The sequence below is a fragment of the Pseudomonas sp. BNK-15 genome (assembly GCF_047456105.1).
Lineage (GTDB): Bacteria > Pseudomonadota > Gammaproteobacteria > Pseudomonadales > Pseudomonadaceae > Aquipseudomonas > Aquipseudomonas putida_E.
Map to the genome: position 1 here is coordinate 3194657 of NZ_CP179898.1, position 20013 is coordinate 3214669.

Here is a 20013-nt window from a genome sequence, read left to right on the forward strand (position 1 = left end):
CGCAGCCATGACCCAATCCCTGGCCGATATGCGCCGCGACTACACCCGTGATGGCCTGGCAGAAGCCCAGGCGCCGGGCGAGCCGTTCGCTCTGTTCCATCAGTGGTTCGCCGATGCGGTAAAGACCGAGCAGGCACCGGTGGAGGCCAATGCCATGACCCTCGCCACGGTTGACGGTGATGGCCGTCCCCATTGCCGCGTTTTGCTGCTCAAGGGGCTCGACGACCGAGGGTTCACCTTCTTCACCAACTACGACAGCGCCAAGGGCCAGCAACTCCGGGCCAACCCCTACGCTGCCATGACCTTCTTCTGGCCGGCGCTGGAGCGTCAGGTGCGCATTGAGGGGCGTGTGGAAAAGGTTACGCCCCAAGAGTCGGATGACTATTACCAGGTCCGCCCGCTGGGGAGCCGCCTTGGGGCCTGGGCGTCACCGCAAAGCCGGGTGATTGCCAGCCGCGAGGCGCTCGAAGGGCTGGTGAAGGCCACTGAGGCCCGGTTCTCCGACACCCAGCCCCACTGCCCCGAGCATTGGGGAGGCTACCGCCTGCTGCCCGAGCGCATCGAGTTCTGGCAAGGGCGGGCGAGCCGGCTGCACGACCGGCTGAACTATCGGTGGGTCGATGGCCAGTGGCAGCGCGAGCGCCTGGCTCCGTGACGTTCATGGGGCTGCGCGGTAGCCCCATGCATGCTGTCACCACTTCAATGCAGTAAACCCTGACTATCCTCTGTCTAGATCTCCAGGCCCGGCTCGGAGACTGTACCGTAGCTGAACGGAAATAATTTTATGGCTTTGCTACCGTGACAGCCGTCGAGGTGCAGCGTCTAATGGACACCTGACTTATGGAGACTTTACCCATGCGTAAATCCGCTTTGCTGGTGGCGACCTTTACCACCATGTCGTTGTTGTTGGGCGGCTGTGCTTCGAGCCTGACCGGCGACAGCTACTCCCGTGATGAGGCCCGTCGCGTGCAGACCGTGCGCATGGGTACTATCGAGTCCCTGCGTCCGGTCAAGATCGAAGGCACCAAAACCCCTATCGGCGGCGGTGCAGGCGCGATTGTCGGTGGTGTTGCCGGCAGTGCCATTGGTGGTGGCCGTGGCAGTATCGTTGCAGCGGTAATCGGTGCCGTGGCCGGTGGCCTGGCGGGTTCCGCTGCCGAGGAAGGCATCACCCGCACCCAAGGTGTCGAAATCACCGTGCGTGAGGACGATGGCAGCATGCGCGCCTACGTTCAGGCCGTGCAGGAGAACGAAATCTTCCGCGTCGGTGAGCGTGTGCGCATCATGACTGTCGACGGTACCAGCCGCGTTACGCACTGACCGCGCCAAAACAAAACCCCGAACTGGCCAGGCCCGTTCGGGGTTTTTTATTTGCCTGCCCTGGCCCTGTCGCCGGCTTACAGCCCGAGCATATCCCGCGCCACGGCTTCGGCAATGCGAATGCCATCAACACCCGCCGAAAGAATGCCCCCGGCGTACCCGGCACCTTCACCTGCAGGGAACAACCCCTTCACGTTCAGGCTCTGGTAATCCTCGCCGCGGGTGATGCGCAGCGGCGAGGAGGTGCGTGTCTCGATGCCAGTCAGCACTGCGTCATGCAGGTTGTAGCCTTTGATCTGTCGATCGAAGGCTGGCAGCGCCTCGCGGATTGCCTCGATGGCGAAATCCGGCAAACTCGGCGCCAGGTCACCCAAGGTCACGCCCGGCTTGTAAGACGGCTCGACGCTACCCAGCGCGGTGGAGGGTTTGCCGGCAACGAAGTCACCCACCAACTGTGCCGGTGCCTGATAGTTGCTCCCGCCCATTACATAAGCGTGCGCCTCCAGGCGCTCCTGCAGCTCGATACCCGCCAGCGGGCCGCCCGGGTAATCGCGCTCAGGGTCGATACCGACCACGATGCCGGAGTTGGCGTTGCGCTCGTTACGCGAATACTGGCTCATGCCATTGGTGACGACGCGGCCTGGTTCGCTGGTGGCAGCGACCACGGTACCGCCGGGGCACATGCAGAAGCTGTATACAGAGCGGCCGTTCTTGGCGTGGTACACCAGCTTGTAGTCAGCGGCACCCAGTTTCGGGTGACCGGCATATTTGCCAAGGCGCGCCTTGTCGATCAGCGTTTGCGGGTGCTCGATACGGAAGCCCACCGAGAAGGGCTTGGCTTCCATGAACACGCCTTTGCCGTGCAGCATGCGGAAGGTGTCACGGGCGCTGTGGCCCAAGGCAAGCACCACGTGGCGCGACTGCAGCTGCTCGCCGCTCTCCAGCACCACGCCGCTCAGTTGGCCATCGTCGATCAGCAGGTCGGTGACTTTTTCCTGGAAGCGCACTTCACCGCCCAGGGCGATGATGTCCTGGCGCATCTGCTCGACCATGCCGGTCAGGCGGAAGGTACCGATGTGCGGCTTGTTGATGTAGAGGATCTCGTCCGGCGCACCGGCCTTGACGAACTCTTCCAGTACCTTGCGGCCATGGTGAAGCGGGTCCTTGATCTGGCTGTACAGCTTGCCGTCGGAGAAGGTCCCGGCACCGCCTTCGCCGAACTGCACGTTGGACTCGGGGTTGAGCACGCTCTTGCGCCACAGGCCCCAGGTGTCCTTGGTGCGCTGGCGCACTTCCTTGCCACGCTCGAGGATGATCGGCTTGAAGCCCATCTGGGCCAGCAGCAGGCCGGCGAAGATACCGCACGGGCCGAAGCCGACCACGACCGGACGCTCCTGCAGGTCGGCAGGGGCGTGGCCAACGTACTTGTAGGTGACATCCGGCGCGACGCTGATGTTGCGATCGTCAGCGAACTTGGCTAGTAGCTCCGCTTCGTTGCTGGCTTCAAGGTCGATGGTGTAGATGAACAGCAATTCGCTGTTCTTCTTGCGCGCATCGTAGCTGCGCTTGAACAGGTTGAAGCTGAGCAGTTGCTCATCGCGGATGCCCAGGCGCTGGACAATGGCTTCGCGCAGCGCTTCGTCGGGATGGTCCAGGGGCAGCTTCAGTTCGGTGATTCGTAGCATGGCAGGGTCCAGTATCCCGGCCATGGTCGGCCGGCGGCTTTACACAAACCGCCAAGTATAAGCTGTTCGCCGCCCTGACTGGCAGGATAAAAGTGCCCGGCGATCAGTTGTCGCGTGCACCGCCGTAGTAGCCGCAGCCCTGCAGGGTCTGGCCATCGATGCTCAGCTCGGCGCGCAGGTGGTGCACGGCACCGGTGGCAGTATCGACGCAACGCTGCGGGGCGACCCACAGTTCCACCTGCTGGCCGTTGGCTTCGCTGCTCAGGGTCAGGCCGCCGCCGGGCACTTCCTCTTCCAGGAAGGGCAGCGGCAATGGCTCCTTGCCAATGCGGTTGAGCACCATGCCTTTGCCACTGGCCTTGATGTCCCACTCAGGCTCATGGCCGCTGGCGCGCAGGGTCAGCTGCTTGAAGTTGGGATCTTCGCAGGCGCGGGTGGACGGGTCCAGGCGGTACAGGCGGCGCACCTCGAGCTGGCCGTCGCTGTTGGCCTGCTTGCTGCCGGTGAGGCGCCCGCGTACATCGGCGAACAGTTTGTCACCGGCGTCGTCTGCCAGGTTGGCGGCTTCCTGCAAAATGCCGGTGCCGGCCACATCCTTGATCACGAAGCGACGGGGTTCATTGCAGGGCTTGAACAGCAACTGGCCGCCCCCGGCGCTCAATTCGCCCTGCATGCGCACAGTGCCGATGTTCGGATCGCTTGGTGGGGCGGCCAGCATCTGGCAGCCGGCGAACAGGGGCAGCAGGGCGGTGAGTAGCAGGGAAGGGGTGAGGCGCATGGGACGGGGCTCCGGGATGCTTGCATGAAGTGCAGGCCACGGTACCCATGCCAGGCGCTGATCACAAGAGAAAGCAATTTGGGGCCGCTTTGCGGCCCATCGCCGGCAAGCCGGCTGCTACAGGAACAGCGCTGACCCTGTAGGCGCTGGCTTGCCGGCGATGGGCTGCGTAGCAGCCCTGATAAAGCTAACTGACTGGCCTGAACCCGAAGCCCTTTGCCAGTCAACCGCCCAGGTAGGCGTCACGCACTTTCGGGTCGGTCAGCAGCGCCTCCCCCGTGCCTTGCATTACAACCCGGCCATTCTCCAGCACATAGGCCCGATCGGCGACCTTCAACGCCTGGTTGGCGTTCTGTTCCACCAGGAACACCGTCACGCCATCGCGGCGCAACTGTTCGATGATGTCGAAGATCTGCTGGATGATGATAGGCGCCAGGCCCAACGAGGGCTCGTCGAGCAGCAGCAGCTTGGGCTTGCTCATCAGCGCCCTGCCGATGGCCAGCATCTGCTGCTCGCCGCCGGACATGGTGCCGCCGCGCTGGAGATAACGCTCTTTCAGCCTCGGGAACAGTTGCAGGACTTTGTCCAGTTGCTCCTGATAGTCGCCTTTGTCGGTGAAGAAGCCGCCCATGGCGAGGTTTTCCTCGACGGTCAGGCGGGCGAACACACGGCGGCCCTCCGGGACCACGGCGATGCTCTTGCGCATGATGTGCGAAGAAGGCTGGCCGACCAGCTCTTCACCCAGGTACTTGATGCTGCCGCTGTGCGCCTGCGGCGAGCCGCACAGGGTCATCAGCAAGGTTGACTTGCCCGCACCGTTGGCACCAATCAGGGTGACGATCTCACCCTGATTGATCTCGACGTTGACGCTGTGCAACGCCTGGATCTTGCCGTAGAAGGTGGAGACGTTCTCGAACTTCAGCATTTACGCTTCCCCCAGGTAGGCTTTGATCACGTCAGGGTTGTCGCGAATTTCCTCCGGTGTGCCGTTTGCCAGGGGCGTGCCCTGGTTGATGACGACGATATGGTCGGAAATGCTCATCACCAGCTTCATGTCGTGTTCGATCAGCAGCACGGTGACGTTGTGCGACTCACGCAGATAGGCGATCAACGCCTTGAGGTCCTCGGTTTCCTTGGGGTTCAGGCCCGCTGCCGGCTCGTCCAGCATGATGATCCGCGGCTGGGTCATCATGCAGCGGGCGATTTCCAGGCGGCGTTGCTGGCCGTAGGCGAGGGTGCCGGCGGTGCGGTTGGCGAACTCGGTCAGGTTGACCTTCTCCAGCCAGTACTGCGCGCGCTCCAAGGCCTCTTTCTCGCTGCGGCGGAAGCTTGGGGTCTTGAACAGGCCGGCGAAGAAGTTGGTGTTGAGGTGGCGGTGCTGGGCGATCAGCAGGTTTTCCAGCGCGGTCATCTCTTTGAACAGGCGCACGTTCTGGAAGGTCCGCACCACGCCCTTGCGGGCGATCTGGTGGCCGGCCAGGCCCTGGATCGGCTGGCCGTCGAGCAGGATGGTGCCGCCGCTGGGCTTGTAGAAGCCGGTGAGGCAGTTGAACACGGTGGTCTTGCCGGCGCCGTTCGGGCCGATCAGCGCCACTACCTGTTTTTCCTTGACGGTCAGGGCCACGCCGTTGACCGCCAACAAGCCGCCGAAGCGCATGCTCAGGCCGCTGACTTGCAGAATTTCGCGGCTCATCGACGCAGCTCCATGTGTGGACGTTGCATAGGCAGCAAGCCTTGCGGACGCCAGATCATCATCAACACCATCAGCGCACCGAACATCAACATCCGGTATTCGCTGAACTCACGCATCAGCTCAGGTAGCAGGATCATCACGATGGCCGCGAGGATCACGCCCAGTTGTGAGCCCATGCCGCCAAGCACGACGATGGCGAGGATGATCGCCGACTCGATGAAGGTGAACGACTCGGGTGTCACCAACCCTTGACGGGCGGCGAAGAAGCTGCCGGCGAAACCGGCGAAGCAGGCGCCCAGGGTGAATGCCGAGAGCTTGATCACAGTCGGGTTCAGGCCTAGCGCGCGGCAGGCGATCTCATCTTCACGCAGCGCCTCCCAGGCGCGCCCGATGGGCATGCGCAGCAGGCGATTGATGACGAACAGCGCCAGCAGTGCCAGCAACAGTGCCACCAGGTAGAGGAAGATGACCTTGTTGATCGAGTTGTACGGCAACCCGAAGTACTCGTGGAAGGTCTGCATCCCCTCGGCAGCACGCCGCTCGAAGGTGAGGCCGAAGAGCTCCGGTTTGGGGATGTTGCTGATGCCGTTGGGGCCGCCGGTCCAGTCGGTCAGGTTTCGCAGGAACAGGCGGATGATCTCGCCGAAGCCCAGGGTCACGATCGCCAGGTAGTCACCGCGCAGGCGCAGCACCGGGAAGCCGAGCAGGAAGCCGAAGGTCGCGGCCATCAGGCCGGCGATCGGCAAGCATACCCAGAAGCTCCAGCCCAGGTAGTGCGACAGCATCGCATAGCTGTAGGCGCCGACAGCGTAGAAGCCGACGTAACCCAGGTCCAGCAGGCCCGCCAGGCCGACCACGATGTTCAGGCCCAGGCCCAGCAACACGTAGATCAGGATCAGCGTGGCGATGTCGACGGCGCCGCGCGAGCCGAAGAACGGCCAGACCAGCGCCACCGCGATCAGCCCGATGATGATCCAGCGCTGTGTCTTGGGCAGGGTCAGGTAATTGCTTACCGCGGGCGAGATCAGCTTGCGATCCGAGCGGCGGCCCATCACCGAGCTCCACTGCCTGTCGAACAGCACGCGCAGGAACATCAGCACCGAGCATGCGGCGATGATGCCGATGGTGAACGAGCCCTGGCTGTGCACCACCAGGCTGATGCCATCGATGCTCAGTTTCAGGCCCAGCACCGGGAAGGCCACGGCCCACACCAGCAAGGCGCTGAAGAACGCTTGTTTGAGATTTCTGTTCATACTTTTTCAACCTCCGGGCGGCCGAGGATGCCGGTCGGCCGGAACAGCAGGACAAGAACCAACAAGCCGAATGCCACCACGTCCTTGTACTGGTCGCCGAAGATGTCAGCGCCAAAGGCTTCGGCCACGCCCAGCACCAGGCCACCGAGCATCGCGCCCGGAATGCTGCCGATGCCACCCAGTACCGCCGCCGTGAAGGCCTTCAGGCCCACCAGGAAACCGGCGTTGGGGTTGATCACGCCGTACTGCATGCTCAGCAGCACAGCCGCCACCGCCGCCAGCGCGGCACCGATGACGAAGGTCAGGGCGATGATGTTGTTGGTGTTGATGCCCAGCAGGTTGGCCATCTTGATGTCCTCGGCGCAGGCGCGGCAGGCGCGCCCCAGGCGAGAGCGGGAGATGAACAGGGTCAGCAGGGTCATGGCCACCAGGGTGACCACGAACACCAGGATCTGCATGTAGCTGATCAGGACTTCTTCAGCACCGCCTGGCCCGAAGGAGAAGCTCCCGGGGATCAGGTTAGGGATGGATTTGTCCTTGGAATCCTGCGACAGCAGCACGGTGTTCTGCAGGAAAATCGACATGCCGATGGCGGAAATCAGCGGGATCAGACGGTTGCTGTTGCGCAGGGGGCGGTAGGCAACCCGTTCGATGCTGTAGCCATAGGCGCTGGTGACGAAGATCGTCGCGACGAAGGCAACGGTCATCAGGATCGGCAGCGAATGGATACCCATCATGGCCAGCCCTGCGAGGGCGATGAAGGCCACATAGGAACCGATCATGTACACCTCGCCATGGGCGAAGTTGATCATGCCAATGATGCCGTACACCATCGTGTAACCGATGGCGATCAAGGCATAGGTGCTGCCGATGGTCAATCCATTAACCAGTTGTTGGAAGAAATGGTAGATCTCAGGCATTACAGCGCTCCTAAAAACCTGATTTGCATTTCGCTGGCGGGGGTAGGCCAGGAAACCGCGAGTGACGGTTTTAAGATTTTCAGGTGAACCGGCCCCCGGATCGCGGGAATCAGGTCCATGAACCTCGTAAAACAAAGCCCACTGCTCGCACAGTGGGCTTTTACGGTCAGCTATTCAGTCACGCAGTTACTGAGGGGAGACTTCGGTCTTCGGCTTGCCGAAGTGCCATTCGTAGACCACGAACTTGAAGTCTTTGAGGTCGCCTTTTTCGTCGTACGACAGCGTGCCGGTCGGGGTCTTGAACGAGCCGGCGTGGATGGCGGCTGCCACCTTGTCGGTGTCTTCGGACTTGGCAGCCTCGATGCCTTTGGCGATCAGCTCCACGGCGGAGTAGGCCGGGAACACGAACGGACCGCTCGGGTCCTTGCCGTCAGCCTTGATGGCATCGACGATGGCCTTGTTCTCAGGGTCGGCGTCGAACGACTTCGGCAGGGTGACCAGCAGGCCTTCGGAGGCGTTCTGGGCGATCTGCGAGATCGAGTCGTTGCCTACGCCTTCTGGCCCCATGAACTTGGCTTTCAGGCCTTTTTCCTGAGCCTGGCGCAGGATCAGGCCCAGCTCTGGGTGGTAGCCGCCGTAGTAGACGAAGTCGACGTTGTTCTGCTTGAGCTTCTGGATGATCGAGGAGAAGTCCTTGTCACCGGCGTTCAGGCCTTCGAAGACGGCAACCTTGGCGCCTTTGCCTTCCAGGGTCTGCTTGACGGCGGTGGCGATGCCTTCACCGTACTGCTGCTTGTCGTGCAGCACTGCAACGACCTTCGGCTTGACGTGGTCGGCGATGTAGTTGCCGGCCGCAGGGCCTTGGGCGCTGTCCAGGCCGATGGTGCGGAAGATCAGCTTGTAACCACGGGCGGTGATTTCCGGGCTGGTGGCGGCCGGGGTGATCATGATCACGCCTTCGTCTTCGTAGATGTCGGACGCTGGCTGGGTGGAGCTGGAGCACAGGTGGCCGATGACGAACTTGACGCCGTCGTTGACCACTTTGTTGGCGACTGCCACGGCCTGTTTAGGGTCGCACGCGTCGTCGTATTCCTTGGCTTCAAGCATTTTGCCATCGACGCCGCCCTTGGCGTTGATGTCCTTGATGGCCTGTTTTGCGCCGATGAACTGCATGTCGCCGTACTGGGTCACAGGACCGGTTTTCGGACCGGCGATGCCGATCTTGATGGTATCGGCGGCAAACGAATGGCTGGCTACCCCGGCCAGTACCATTGCGGCGAACAGCTTGGAAATCTTGATCATAGTGCTCCACTCATTCTGTTGTAATTCTTATAGTCCTGGCGGCCAGGGCTACAGACCGGGCGGGATTTGCGGTATGGCCACGCCACACTGCATGCCCACCTTCCCCCGGAACATGTCCCGGAACTGTACCGGTACAGTGTAGAGCGCTGCCCGAGCGCTTGAAAAGCGGGCGAAAAGCGCCTGTTTCGCGGGTTGTCGCATGATCGACACAAAGATACAGAAAGGCGCCATTACATCGCCTGCATCTTCGGCCCTACCCCACAAGTTCTGGGCCAATCGACCAAATTACATATTTGAAACCGGGTTTTTCTGCAAAAATGCCGGCCTTTTTTATTGGCCGATATTTGCGGTAAAAACCCATGACTGATCAAACAAGCACCCTCTATGCCAAATTGCTCGGCGAGACGGCAACTATCGAGTGGAAGGCATTGGAGCGTTTTTGGGCAAAGGGTGACCTGATTTGGGTCGACCCCAGCCTGGACCTGATAGCGGTTGCCGAAGTGATGGCGCAGAATCGCAGCGAGATGTTCGCCAAGTGGCGTGATGATGGCACCGTGGGCCCTGTCACGGCCGAACAGGCGCTCGACCTGCAAACCCGCGATCCAGAGATATGGGCGGTCGTGGTTTCGCCGTTCATCGTGATTCAGGTGAAGAGCGCCAAATCCGCCGGATGATTTTGGTGCGCGAAAATGCGCAGCCGCCCCATTCTGGTGCTCGATGGCGTTCAGGTGGGGTGGAGGTAGGTAACAATTCGGCGTGGCGGTAACAGTTTACGGGATGCGTAATGGGGCCGTGGTACGGCCCGGATAACTATCGGATTTGCCAGGAGTCGTTATGAGCACTGAACTGCCTTCGCTTGGATTCGCCGGGATTGGTCTGATGGGGCTGCCGATGTGTCGGCGCCTGCTGGCCGCAGGTTACCCGCTGACCGTCTGGAACCGCAGCCCGGAAAAGTGTGCCGAGCTGGTCGCGGCTGGCGCGCAGCTGGCTGCCGACCCTGCCGGGTTGTGCCGGGGCAGCGACATGGTGCTGCTGTGCCTGGCCGATACGGAGGTGGTACGCGAGGTGGTTTTCGGCGAGCAGGGTATCGCCCAGCGTGGGCGTAGCGGGCAACTGCTGGTCGACTTGTCCAGCCTTGAGCCGACCGCTACCCGCGAGATGGCTGCCGAACTGGCCGCCCTGTGTGGCATGGCGTGGCTGGATGCGCCCGTCTCCGGTGGCACGCCGGGCGCCGAGGCCGGCAGCCTGGCGATCATGGTCGGCGGCGAGGCTGCCGACCTGGAACGAGCGCGCCCGGTATTGCTTACCCTTGGCCAGCGGGTCACGCACATGGGCGGGGTGGGGGCGGGGCAGGTGACCAAGGCCTGCAATCAGATGATCGTGGCCTGCAATGCCTTGGTGGTTGCTGAAGTCGTGGCGTTGGCCGAGCAGTCAGGTGTGGACGCAACGCTCATCGCCCAAGCCCTGGCCGGTGGTTTTGCCGACTCCAGGCCGCTGCAGATCCTGGCACCGCAGATGGCCGAAAGCCGTTTCGAACCGGTGAAATGGCATGTGCGCACGCTGCTCAAGGACCTCGACGGTGCGGTCAAGTTCTCCCGCGAACAGGGCACGGCGACCCCCCTCAGTGGCCTCGCCGCGCAATTGATGCGCCTGCACGGTAGCCAGGGTTATCTGCAAAAAGATCCGGCGACCCTGGTAGAGCTGTATCGCAACAAGCGCTGAAGGCTTCTTCCTGGCGGTCGAGCCGCTCCAGGATCGGCCGCAGGTCCGCCAGCGGTACCGGCCGGCTGAGCAGGTAGCCCTGCAGGTAGTCGCAGCCGTTGGCGGCCAGAAACTCATGCTGCTCGACAGTTTCTACACCCTCGCTGACCACCTGAAGATGCAGGGTATGGGCCATTGCGATGATCGCCTGGACGATTTCACGGTCCTTCAGGCTGGCAGGCACGTCCTGAAGAAAGCTACGGTCGATCTTGAGGACGTCCAGAGGTAGGCGCTTGAGGTAAGCCAGTGACGAGTACCCTGTGCCGAAGTCATCGATCGAAAGGCTGACACCTTGGCCACGAATTCGCTTGAGCAGGCTGAGCGTGCGCTGGATGTCACCCATCAGGGCATTCTCGGTGACCTCAAGTTCCAGGTGTCGAGGTGCCAGGCCCGCTTGGAACAGTGCCATTTCCACTTCTTTGGGCAACCCGTCATGGCCCAGCGTCACCGCTGAGCAGTTGACCGTGAGCTTGAGGTCGGCGAAGCCATGGCGATGCAACTGCGCCAGGTCATCACAGGCGTGGCGCAACACCCACAGGTCCAGGTCGACGATCAGGCCGTTGGCTTCGGCAATGCCGATGAACCGGTCCGGGCTCAGCAGCCCATGCTGGGGGTGCTGCCAGCGTACCAGCGCTTCAAGCTTGGCTACCTGTCCGGTACGCAGATCGTAGATGGGCTGGTAATGCACGCGCAGCCCACGCTCTTCAAGCAAGGCGATGCGCAGTTCTTCTTCGAGTTGCAGTTCAAGGGTGGCGCGATTTTTCAGGCCGCTGTTGAAAAAGTGCAGGCTGTTGCGCCCGCTGCCCTTGGATTGATAGAGGGCAAGGTCGGCGTGCTTGAGCAGCTCTTCAGCGGTGAGGCCGTCGTCGGGGTAAATACTGACGCCGATGCTGGTGGTCATGACCATGCGCCGCCCGCCCAGGTCGATGGGGTCCTTCATGCGCTGCATGATGCGCTGCGCCAGATGGCGAGCTTCGTCAGGCCCATTGAGGCTGGTAACCACGCAGAATTCGTCGCCGCCGAAGCGTGCCACCAGGTCGTGGCTGCGTGTGGCCGCTTTGATATGGCTGGCGATCACCTTGAGCAGTTGGTCACCGGCGTCATGGCCGAGGCTGTCGTTGATCCGTTTGAAATGGTCAATGTCGAGAAACATCACCGCCAGGCGGTGCACTTCGGGGTTCTGTTCGGCCAGGCGTTCGGCGAACACCTGGTTGAAGCCCCGACGGTTGACCAGGCTGGTCAGTGCATCGTAGTGAGCGGCTTGCTGCAAAGAAGCGCGGGCCTGGTCCAGTTGGCTGAGCAGCATGTTCACCCTGCGCAGGTCGTGTTCCTTGCTCTGCAGCTTTTTGTCGGCCAGGGCAGCGCTGATGCTGCTTGCGCTGATCAGCAGGGTAATGAAGGCCACGGTCAGGCCCAGTTGCAGGCTGTTGTCAGCAGAGGGCAAGCGCAGGGCGGTGTCGGCAGGAATGACCAGCGTCATCGCGGCCATTGCGGTGAAATGGGTGGCAACGATGCCGCCGGCCATGAGCAGGCTCGCGCCATATTTCAGGGCTTGATGCACAGTGCCGCTGCCGTTGCGGAAGTAGCGGGCCATCAGCAGTGCGGCCAGGCTGGTCAGCAGGGCGATGGCCGTGCTGGCCAGCAACAGCTCGGTTTGGTAGTACTGCTTGGCACCGGTCTGCAGCGCCGCCATGCCGACAAAATGCATGAGGATGATACCCAGGCCGATCAGCATGGCGCTTTGCAGGTAATGCTGCGGCCCCATGCGCTCGCGATCGAGGCTGGTCATCGCCATCCAGGCCACACCCAGTGCAATCAGCAGCGAAAGCCCGGTCAGCGAGGCGTCGTAGTGCATTTCCAGTGGTGCCCTGAACGCCAGCATGCTGATGAAGTGCATCGCCCAGATACCGCCGGCAAGGCAGCAGGCACCCAGCATGCGCCATTGCCTCTGGGCAGCCGGTTGCTCGCTGTGGGATTGGCGCTCGGCCATGTCCAGGGTGGCAAAGCAGGCCGCGCTGGCCACGGCGAAGGCGATCAGGATCAGTAGTGGTTCATGACGGCAGTCGATGACGATGCTACCGCTAGCCGGCACATCGGAGAACAGTTGCAGTCCCAGCCATTCCATTGCTTGCCCCATGGTCGAGTTCGCACTGGTCTCCAATCAACCCCCAAGGAGACTATCCAGAAAGGAGTATAGGAACGGGTGTTTAAACCTTCCGGGGTAATGGCTCTTTGATTGCAACGATTTGGTTATTGGGGTGATAACGCGCGGGTATAAAGGAGAGGGGAGGTGCATGGGCACCTCCCCAATGGCTGCAATCCAGTCTTAGCCAGCCACCAGCACGCGGATCGCCTCCAGGCGCAGTGCGGCCTTTTCGAGCATTGCCAGGCCATCTTCGCGCTGCTTGCGCAGGGCGTCGATTTCGCTGTCGCGTACGCTTGGGTTGACGGCTTTCAGAGCGGTCAGGCGCGCCAGTTCTTCGTCGGCTTCGGCGGCCAAGCGGCGTTGCGCCTCTGCCACACGCTCGACGTGGGTCGGCATGATCTTGGCTTCACCGCCACTGATGCGCTTGGCCAGCACGTCACGCTGGGCCTGTACGAACTTGTTGGCGCTGGCCCGAGGCACGCTTTCGAGCTGCTCGTTGAGCGTTTCGAAGGCCACGCGCGAGGCCAGGTCGTTGCCGTTGGCATCGAGCAGGCAGCGCAGCGCCGCAGGCGGCAGGTAGCGGCCCAGTTGCAGGCTGCGCGGCGCCACCACCTCGCTGACGAACAGCAGTTCAAGCAGCACGGTGCCAGGCTTGAGCGCCTTGTTCTTGATCAGCGCGACGGCGGTGTTGCCCATCGAACCGGACAGTACCAGGTCCATGCCGCCCTGCACCATCGGGTGTTCCCAGGTGAGGAACTGCATGTCTTCGCGCGACAGCGCCTGGCCACGGTCGTAGGTGATGGTGACGCCTTCGTCATCGCCCAGCGGGAAGCTGGCGTCGAGCATCTTCTCGCTCGGCTTGAGGATGAGGGCGTTTTCCGAGTGGTCTTCGCTGTCGATGCCAAAGGCGTCGAACAGGGTTTCCATGTAGATCGGCAGAGCGAACTGGTCGTCCTGTTCAAGGATGTCCTCGACCAGCGCCTGGCCTTCGCCGGCACCGCCGGAGTTGAGCTCCAGCAGGCGGTCGCGGCCGCTGTGCAGTTCTGCTTCCAGGCGTTCACGCTCACCTTTGGCTTCGGCTACCAGGGCATCCCAGGCCTTGCTGTCCCCGCCTTCGAGCATCGGCAGCAGGCGCGGGCCGAACTGGTGCTGCAGGGCGTTGCCGGTCGGGCAGGTGTTGAGGAAGGCGTTGAGTGCTTCGTGGTACCACTGGAACAGGCGCTCTTGCGGGCCTTCCTGCAGGTAGGGGATGTGCAACTGAATGACGTGCTTCTGACCGATCCGGTCAAGGCGGCCGATGCGCTGCTCGAGCAGGTCCGGGTGGGCCGGCAGGTCGAACATCACCAGGTGGTGGGCGAACTGGAAGTTGCGCCCTTCGCTGCCGATCTCGGAGCAGATCAGCACCTGGGCGCCGAACTCTTCGTCGGCGAAATAGGCTGCGGCGCGGTCGCGCTCAAGGATGCTCATGCCTTCATGGAACACCGAGGCCGGAATGCCGGAGCGCACGCGCAGCGCGTCTTCCAGGTCCATGGCGGTTTCGGCGTGGGCGCAGATCACCAGAACCTTGGTGCGCTTGAGCATCTTCAGGGTGTCGATCAGCCAGTCGACGCGAGGGTCGAAACGCCACCAGCGCTCTTCGTCGCTGACTTCACCTTGTGCCTGGAACGCGACTTCCGGGTACAGCTCGGCGTGCTCGCCGGCTGGCAGGTCGCGGTACTGTTCCGGCATTGGCAGCGGGTAAGGGTGCAGTTCGCGCTCCGGGAAACCCTGGATGGCCGCACGGGTGTTGCGGAACAGGACGCGGCCAGTGCCATGGCGGTCGAGCAGCTCGCGGATCAGGCGGGCGCTGGCCTGGCTGTCGCCATCGCTGACTGCAGCCAGCAGGGCTTCGCCCTCGGCACCCAGGAAACCCTGGATGGTGGCGTGGGCCTTGGGTGACAGGCGGCCTTCGTCGAGCAGTTCCTGTACGGCTTCAGCCACCGGGCGATAGTGCTCGCTTTCGGCACGGAAGGCTGCCAGGTCATGGAAGCGATTGGGGTCGAGCAGGCGCAGGCGGGCGAAGTGACTGTCCTGACCAAGCTGCTCGGGGGTGGCGGTGAGCAACAGTACGCCCGGGATGACCTGGGCCAGTTGCTCGACCAGGCTGTATTCGGTACTGGCCTTGTCTTCGTGCCATACCAGGTGGTGGGCTTCATCGACCACCATCAGGTCCCAGCCTGCGGCGAACAGCGCGTCCTGGGCCTTTTCGTCCTCGACCAGCCACTCCAGGGCGACCAGTGCCAACTGGGCGTCCTCGAACGGGTTGCTGGCGTCGCTTTCAATGAAACGTTCGGCGTCGAACAGTGCCACCTGCAGGTTGAAGCGCCGACGCATTTCCACCAGCCATTGGTGCTGGAGGTTTTCCGGTACCAGGATCAGCACGCGGTTGGCACGCCCGGTCAGCAACTGGCGGTGGATCACCAGGCCGGCTTCGATGGTTTTGCCCAGGCCCACTTCGTCGGCCAGCAGTACGCGAGGTGCGCTGCGGTCCGCCACTTCGCGGGCGATGTGCAACTGGTGGGCGATCGGCTGCGCGCGGCAGCCTCCCAGGCCCCACAGCGACGACTGGACCTGCTTGCTGGTGTGCTGCAGCGTGTTGTAGCGCAGGCTGAACCAGGACAGCGGGTCGATCTGACCGGCGAACAGACGGTCGCTGGCCAGGCGGAACTGGATGAAGTTCGACAGCTGGGTTTCCGGCAGGGTGCGCGGCTGGTTCTGGCCGTCGAGGCCGTGGTAGACCATCAGCCCGTCGATGTCCTCGACTTCGCGTACCGTCAGCTTCCAGCCTTCGAAGTGGGTGATCTGGTCACCTGGCGAGAAGCGCACGCGGGTCAGCGGCGCATTGCGCAGGGAATACTGGCGGGTGTCGCCAGTGGCCGGGTAGAGCACGGTCAGCAAGCGGCCATCCTGGGCCAGGATGGTCCCCAGGCCGAGCTCCGCTTCGCTGTCACTGATCCAGCGTTGCCCCGGTTGATACTGCTGCGCCATACTGCCTGAACTCCCGCGATGAAAAGCCGGCTATGTTAACGGATAGGCCCGGCGGACCATAGAGTTGAAGTCCAAGAGTCTAGCTGTTTCATCGCAGAACACCGTCTTGCCGATGAGGGCTACGCACGCCATGCCGCTCAAGCACCGCTGGTTGAACGCCTCTCTGGCCGTGGGCAGCCTCGCGCTGCTGGCCGCTTGCGAGCAGAAAAACTTCGAGAGCCTGCCGGCGATCCCGGTGGAGCAGCTCGAGGTGCTGGGTGTGCAGACGCCGATCAAGAGCGTGCATTTCCGTGACCGTGACGGTGAAGGCCTGCTGGTGCTCAGCCGCAGCGATGGCCAGGCGGTCGATGCCGAGTCCGAGCAGGAAGTGGACAAGGTAGAGCTCAAGGCCACGCTGTACGGGCGAGCCACCGAGGGCGACGGGTTCAAGCCGCGCTGGCAGATCGAGCAGGAAACCACCTGCCCTGGCCTGGACCTCGATGTCGACTTCTACAACGATGTCAGCGATGTAGCTGACCTGAACAAGGACGGCATCGCCGAGGTGACGGTGGCCAGCCATTCGTTCTGTGGCGGCGGCATCGACTCGCATGACATTGCCATCGAGATGCGTGAGGGCCAGGCCAGTTACACCATCACTGGGCAGTCGCTGATCACCCCTGCAGGCGAAGAGCCGATCGGCGGTGAGCGCGAGGACAGTGCCTCGCTGAAGAACGCGGCGCCAGTGCTGCGCGAGCACATGAACGCCGTCTGGCAGCAGGTCTTCAAGCGCCCTTGGAGCGAGGCCAGCCCGCCAAGTGATGACGACCCTGACGACGAAGCTCCATAGCCGCTGTCTATACTGGCATGACGTGGCCGGTTTCGGCCGCATTACCCTATTCGCCGGCCCTCAAGGCGGCTGACAACCGGCCGATACACTGGGCACAGGAGAATTCTCATGCTGCCGCCGATCATTCCGCTCAGTGCCGCCCCAGTGACCTCGCAACAGGACCCGGTCAAGCCGACCCCGGACATCAAGCCCGTGGTCCCCACGCAGCCTGCCTCAGGGGAGAGCGCCATTGACCTCAAGCAGCAACGCGACCCGCAGGAGCAGGTCTTGCTGCTGCGTGAGGAGCAGCGCCGGCAGCAGCGGCGTAATAAACAGGGTGGCGACGAGCGCTACAGTGCCTTGCCGGGTGAAGAAGTCAACGGCGACAACACCGTACCGGTGGCCCCGCTCATGGGCGAGCAGCCGCGCCAGGGCCTGCTGGTCGATATCGAAGTCTAGGCGCCCTGTGCCGCAGGGCTGGTCATGGCCAACGCCTGGCGGCATCATGCAAGTCTCTGTTGATCCTCGAGCCCGCCCATGAGCCAAGACAACCTCATCGACTTCGATGCCGAACGTGCCAAGCGCGTGCACGACCTCAAGGAAAAGCGCCTGAACGAAGTGCGTCAGGCGTTCGAGCAAGCCATGCCGCTGGGCAAGGCGAAGAAAAAGAAGCCCAAGAACAAGCCCAAGAAGCGCTGAAACTTGACGCAGGTCAACCCTGCACCCGCCTCGCGTGCCCGGCTCCGGGCACCATTGACCTCGATCAATTTCCCCGTCCCCCGTATTCGTTACCTTGCATCCATCGGACAACGGCAAACGAATCGGGAGGCCAACATGTTCTTCGACAATGTGGTTATCGCTGGTGTGGTAACGGTCGGGTTGATGTTCGCATTCTTTGCCGGTCTTGGCATTTTCATTTGGAAGGACTCGAACAAGCGCAAGCCGCGCTGACCTTCCAGGTTCACGGGCACGCAAGGCATTTAGGGCGACTTCGGTCGCCCATTTTTTTTTGCCTTGATCGGTTGATATGACAGCGCCTAAAGATGATTAGCTAGCTAATTATTTGTTTCAGCATTATCCTTCCCTTCATTGTCTATCGTTTACCAGATCATCCCCCGCAAGGTCCGTTTCGTGCCCATCACCTTCCAGGCCCTGTTCGCACCCAGCAGCCTCGCCATCAAATTCGCCATCAAAACCCTGCTTGGCGGCGGCCTTGCCCTGTGGCTGGCCATGCGCTGGGGGCTGGAGCAGCCGGCCTGGGCGCTGATGACCGCGTTCATCGTGGCCCAACCCCTGTCTGGCATGGTGATACAGAAGGGCCTTGCTCGCTTGGCCGGGACCTTGGTCGGCACCTTCATGTCAGTGCTGTTCATCGGCCTGTTCGCGCAGACGCCATGGCTTTTTCTCATCACACTGGCGTTGTGGCTGGCCCTGTGTACCGCGGCTTCGACCCAACTGCGAAGCGCCTGGGCTTATGCCTTCGTGCTGGCCGGCTACACCGCAGCGATCATTGCCTTGCCCGCGATCGACAAGCCCCTGCAAGTGTTCGATCAGGCGGTGGCGCGCTGTACCGAGATCTGCCTGGGGATCTTCTGTGCAACGGCCACCAGCGCGTTGCTTTGGCCGATGCGCGTGGAGCAGCAACTTGCCGGGCAGGCGCGCCAGGCCTGGCACAGCGGTTTCCAGACGGCCAGTGCCATGCTTGGCGGTGAAGACCAAGCGCGCCAAGGCCTGCTGGAGATCCTGGGGCGTATCGTTGCCATCGATACCCAGCGCGAACATGCCTGGTTCGAAGGCCCGCGTGGGCGCCAGCGGGCAAGGGCCATTCGTGGCTTGAGCCAGAAACTGATGGTGCTGCTGCGGATCTCACGCTCGGTGCGTCGCCAGTGGCGGCAACTGGATGAACAGCAAACCCTGCGTCTTGGCCCATGGCTGGAAGAAGTGCGCGCCCTGTTGGCCAAGCCCGATCAGCCGAGCCTGTTGTTGTTGTTGCGTCAGCGCATCTGGGACGCCGCGCATGACGAGCAGATCAGCTCTGCCGAGCATTTTTGCCTGGCCCGCATGACCCTGCTACTGGACTACGCCATGGCTGCCACCCAGGCACTCGATGATGTCGAAGTGGGCAGGGCGCCGAAGGATGTGGCGCAGGGGCTGGCAGCCCACCGCGACTGGTCGCTGGCGTTGCTGTTCGGTTCACGCAGTGCGCTGGCATTTTTGGTGATGAGTGGTTTCTGGCTTGCCACCGCCTGGCCCTCTGCGCCCGGTGGCCTGGTGTTGACGTGTGTGGTCTGCAGCCTGTTCGCCAGCCGTGAAAATGGTGCGCAGATCGGCCTGAGCTTCTTGCGTGGCATCCTGCTGGCGATCCCGACGGCATTGCTGGTGGGGCAAATCATCCTGCCGCAGTGGAGCAGTTTTGCAATGCTTTGCCTGGGCATGGGCGTACCTCTGTTCTTTGGGGCTCTGGGTATGGCTCACCCGCGCACCGGAGCCACGGCGACTTCTTATTGCCTGCACTTCATCGTACTGGTGTCGCCGCTCAATGCCATGCAGTTCGGTGTGGCGAGCATGCTCAACAGTGCGCTGGCCATGCTGGTGGGTGTAGGTGCGGCGGTCATGGCGTTTCGCCTGCTGGTGTTCCGCCACCCGGCCTGGCTTGGCCGGCGCCTGCGCGCGGCGACCCAAAGCGACCTGGTGCGCCTGGCCCGGCGCGACCTGCGTGGTGCCGACAGCTGGTTTGGCGGGCGCATGGCCGACCGTCTGATGCAATTGGCACGGCACGCCGGCGAGCTGCCCGAGGCCGAACGCAAGCGTTGGGACGACGGCCTGCATGGCCTGGACATCGGCGACGAACTGCTGCATTTGCGCATGTGCCTGGCAGTCGCCCAGGCGCCGCTGGGTGATGCCGAACGTGAATATCTGCAGCAACTGGAAACAGTCCTGGCCAGCGGGCCGGCAGCCGGACGAGGGCAGCGCCTGGATGCCGCCAGCGAGCGATTCATCGCGGCGCTGCAACGCCTGCCGTCGAGTGACCCGTTACGCCTGGCCGAAGGGGCGGTATTGCAGTTGCAGAAAAGCTGGGGCAAGTGGTGCCGCTGGCAGGAGGAAGCCCATGGGGTTGCGTGAGTGGGCATTGGGCGGCGTGCTGCTCAGCCCTTTTCTGATCTACGTGCTGATGGCCCTGGTGCTTACCGGTTTGTTGCGCTTTGTCGTGCACGCCACGCCGTTGGGGCGCTGGATCTGGCATGAAGCGCTGTTCGACGCAGCGCTGTTCGTTTGTGTGCTGTACCTGGTAGTTCGCCTGCTGGGGCCTTTGTAAGGAGTGA

At 62.6% G+C, this 20013-nt stretch carries 19 protein-coding genes; 10 read left to right on the top strand and 9 right to left on the bottom strand.

All coding sequences use genetic code 11. The annotated features are described in order from the left end of the window. Window positions 1–7: 7 nt before the first annotated feature. On the top strand, window positions 8–655 hold the full coding sequence (pdxH, locus tag ACMGF5_RS14590; protein ID WP_414156902.1) for a pyridoxamine 5'-phosphate oxidase: 648 nt from the start codon (window positions 8–10) through the stop codon (window positions 653–655). Between the two features lie 200 nt (window positions 656–855). Next, window positions 856–1320 carry a glycine zipper 2TM domain-containing protein gene (locus ACMGF5_RS14595; RefSeq protein ID WP_012313068.1) on the top strand — a complete coding sequence of 155 codons (465 nt, stop codon included), beginning with the start codon at window positions 856–858 and terminating at the stop codon, window positions 1318–1320. Window positions 1321–1397: 77 nt separating this feature from the next. Here the strand turns inward: ACMGF5_RS14595 and ACMGF5_RS14600 are convergent, their stop codons facing one another. The 7 genes from ACMGF5_RS14600 to ACMGF5_RS14630 all read right to left on the bottom strand — a co-directional run bounded on the left by ACMGF5_RS14600 (window position 1398) and on the right by ACMGF5_RS14630 (window position 8951). Further along, entirely contained in the window at window positions 1398–3005 is a 1608-nt protein-coding gene (locus ACMGF5_RS14600; RefSeq protein ID WP_115273735.1) for an NAD(P)/FAD-dependent oxidoreductase, read from the bottom strand. A 103-nt stretch (window positions 3006–3108) separates the two neighbouring features. Continuing rightward, window positions 3109–3783, bottom strand: a complete 675-nt coding sequence (locus ACMGF5_RS14605) for a COG3650 family protein (RefSeq protein WP_115273736.1) — start codon at window positions 3781–3783, stop codon at window positions 3109–3111. Between the two features lie 223 nt (window positions 3784–4006). Further along, window positions 4007–4708, bottom strand: coding sequence for an ABC transporter ATP-binding protein (locus ACMGF5_RS14610; protein WP_046787727.1), 702 nt, complete (start codon window positions 4706–4708; stop codon window positions 4007–4009). Then, window positions 4709–5476, bottom strand: coding sequence for a high-affinity branched-chain amino acid ABC transporter ATP-binding protein LivG (livG, locus tag ACMGF5_RS14615; protein ID WP_039604710.1), 768 nt, complete (start codon window positions 5474–5476; stop codon window positions 4709–4711). Then, a complete protein-coding gene (locus tag ACMGF5_RS14620; RefSeq protein WP_125924211.1) occupies window positions 5473–6729 on the bottom strand; it encodes a high-affinity branched-chain amino acid ABC transporter permease LivM in 1257 nt (418 codons plus the stop codon). The genes livG and ACMGF5_RS14620 overlap by 4 nt, the downstream gene beginning before the upstream one ends. Next, window positions 6726–7649, bottom strand: a complete 924-nt coding sequence (gene livH / locus ACMGF5_RS14625; RefSeq protein WP_008097482.1) for a high-affinity branched-chain amino acid ABC transporter permease LivH — start codon at window positions 7647–7649, stop codon at window positions 6726–6728. The genes ACMGF5_RS14620 and livH overlap by 4 nt, the downstream gene beginning before the upstream one ends. Window positions 7650–7835: 186 nt before the next feature. Continuing rightward, entirely contained in the window at window positions 7836–8951 is a 1116-nt protein-coding gene (locus ACMGF5_RS14630; protein ID WP_251961966.1) for a branched-chain amino acid ABC transporter substrate-binding protein, read from the bottom strand. Window positions 8952–9310: 359 nt separating this feature from the next. Here ACMGF5_RS14630 and ACMGF5_RS14635 point away from each other — a divergent pair, with 359 nt between their 5' ends. Beyond that, entirely contained in the window at window positions 9311–9625 is a 315-nt protein-coding gene (locus ACMGF5_RS14635; RefSeq protein WP_046787726.1) for a DUF2288 domain-containing protein, read from the top strand. Between the two features lie 160 nt (window positions 9626–9785). Then, window positions 9786–10673 carry an NAD(P)-dependent oxidoreductase gene (locus tag ACMGF5_RS14640; RefSeq protein WP_174142044.1) on the top strand — a complete coding sequence of 296 codons (888 nt, stop codon included), beginning with the start codon at window positions 9786–9788 and terminating at the stop codon, window positions 10671–10673. Here the strand turns inward: ACMGF5_RS14640 and ACMGF5_RS14645 are convergent. Both ACMGF5_RS14645 and rapA read right to left on the bottom strand, forming a co-directional pair. Next, window positions 10573–12837 (bottom strand): putative bifunctional diguanylate cyclase/phosphodiesterase, encoded by a 2265-nt coding sequence (locus tag ACMGF5_RS14645; RefSeq protein WP_414156903.1) that lies wholly within the window; start codon window positions 12835–12837, stop codon window positions 10573–10575. The genes ACMGF5_RS14640 and ACMGF5_RS14645 overlap by 101 nt on opposite strands. A gap of 201 nt (window positions 12838–13038) precedes the next feature. Continuing rightward, window positions 13039–15885 (bottom strand): RNA polymerase-associated protein RapA, encoded by a 2847-nt coding sequence (gene rapA / locus ACMGF5_RS14650; RefSeq protein WP_125924208.1) that lies wholly within the window; start codon window positions 15883–15885, stop codon window positions 13039–13041. A 130-nt stretch (window positions 15886–16015) separates the two neighbouring features. Here rapA and ACMGF5_RS14655 point away from each other — a divergent pair, with 130 nt between their 5' ends. The 6 genes from ACMGF5_RS14655 to ACMGF5_RS14680 all read left to right on the top strand — a co-directional run bounded on the left by ACMGF5_RS14655 (window position 16016) and on the right by ACMGF5_RS14680 (window position 20006). Then, window positions 16016–16711 carry a M949_RS01915 family surface polysaccharide biosynthesis protein gene (locus ACMGF5_RS14655; RefSeq protein WP_414157856.1) on the top strand — a complete coding sequence of 232 codons (696 nt, stop codon included), beginning with the start codon at window positions 16016–16018 and terminating at the stop codon, window positions 16709–16711. 108 nt (window positions 16712–16819) lie between these two features. Continuing rightward, on the top strand, window positions 16820–17149 hold the full coding sequence (locus tag ACMGF5_RS14660; RefSeq protein WP_046787722.1) for a hypothetical protein: 330 nt from the start codon (window positions 16820–16822) through the stop codon (window positions 17147–17149). Window positions 17150–17227: 78 nt separating this feature from the next. Next, window positions 17228–17389, top strand: a complete 162-nt coding sequence (locus ACMGF5_RS14665) for a hypothetical protein (RefSeq protein ID WP_174142042.1) — start codon at window positions 17228–17230, stop codon at window positions 17387–17389. 135 nt (window positions 17390–17524) lie between these two features. Next, window positions 17525–17641 carry a cytochrome c oxidase subunit CcoM gene (gene ccoM / locus ACMGF5_RS14670; protein ID WP_008097462.1) on the top strand — a complete coding sequence of 39 codons (117 nt, stop codon included), beginning with the start codon at window positions 17525–17527 and terminating at the stop codon, window positions 17639–17641. Between the two features lie 180 nt (window positions 17642–17821). Beyond that, entirely contained in the window at window positions 17822–19813 is a 1992-nt protein-coding gene (locus ACMGF5_RS14675) for an FUSC family protein (RefSeq protein ID WP_414156904.1), read from the top strand. Beyond that, window positions 19800–20006, top strand: coding sequence for a DUF1656 domain-containing protein (locus tag ACMGF5_RS14680; RefSeq protein WP_414156905.1), 207 nt, complete (start codon window positions 19800–19802; stop codon window positions 20004–20006). The genes ACMGF5_RS14675 and ACMGF5_RS14680 overlap by 14 nt, the downstream gene beginning before the upstream one ends. Window positions 20007–20013: the final 7 nt, after the last annotated feature.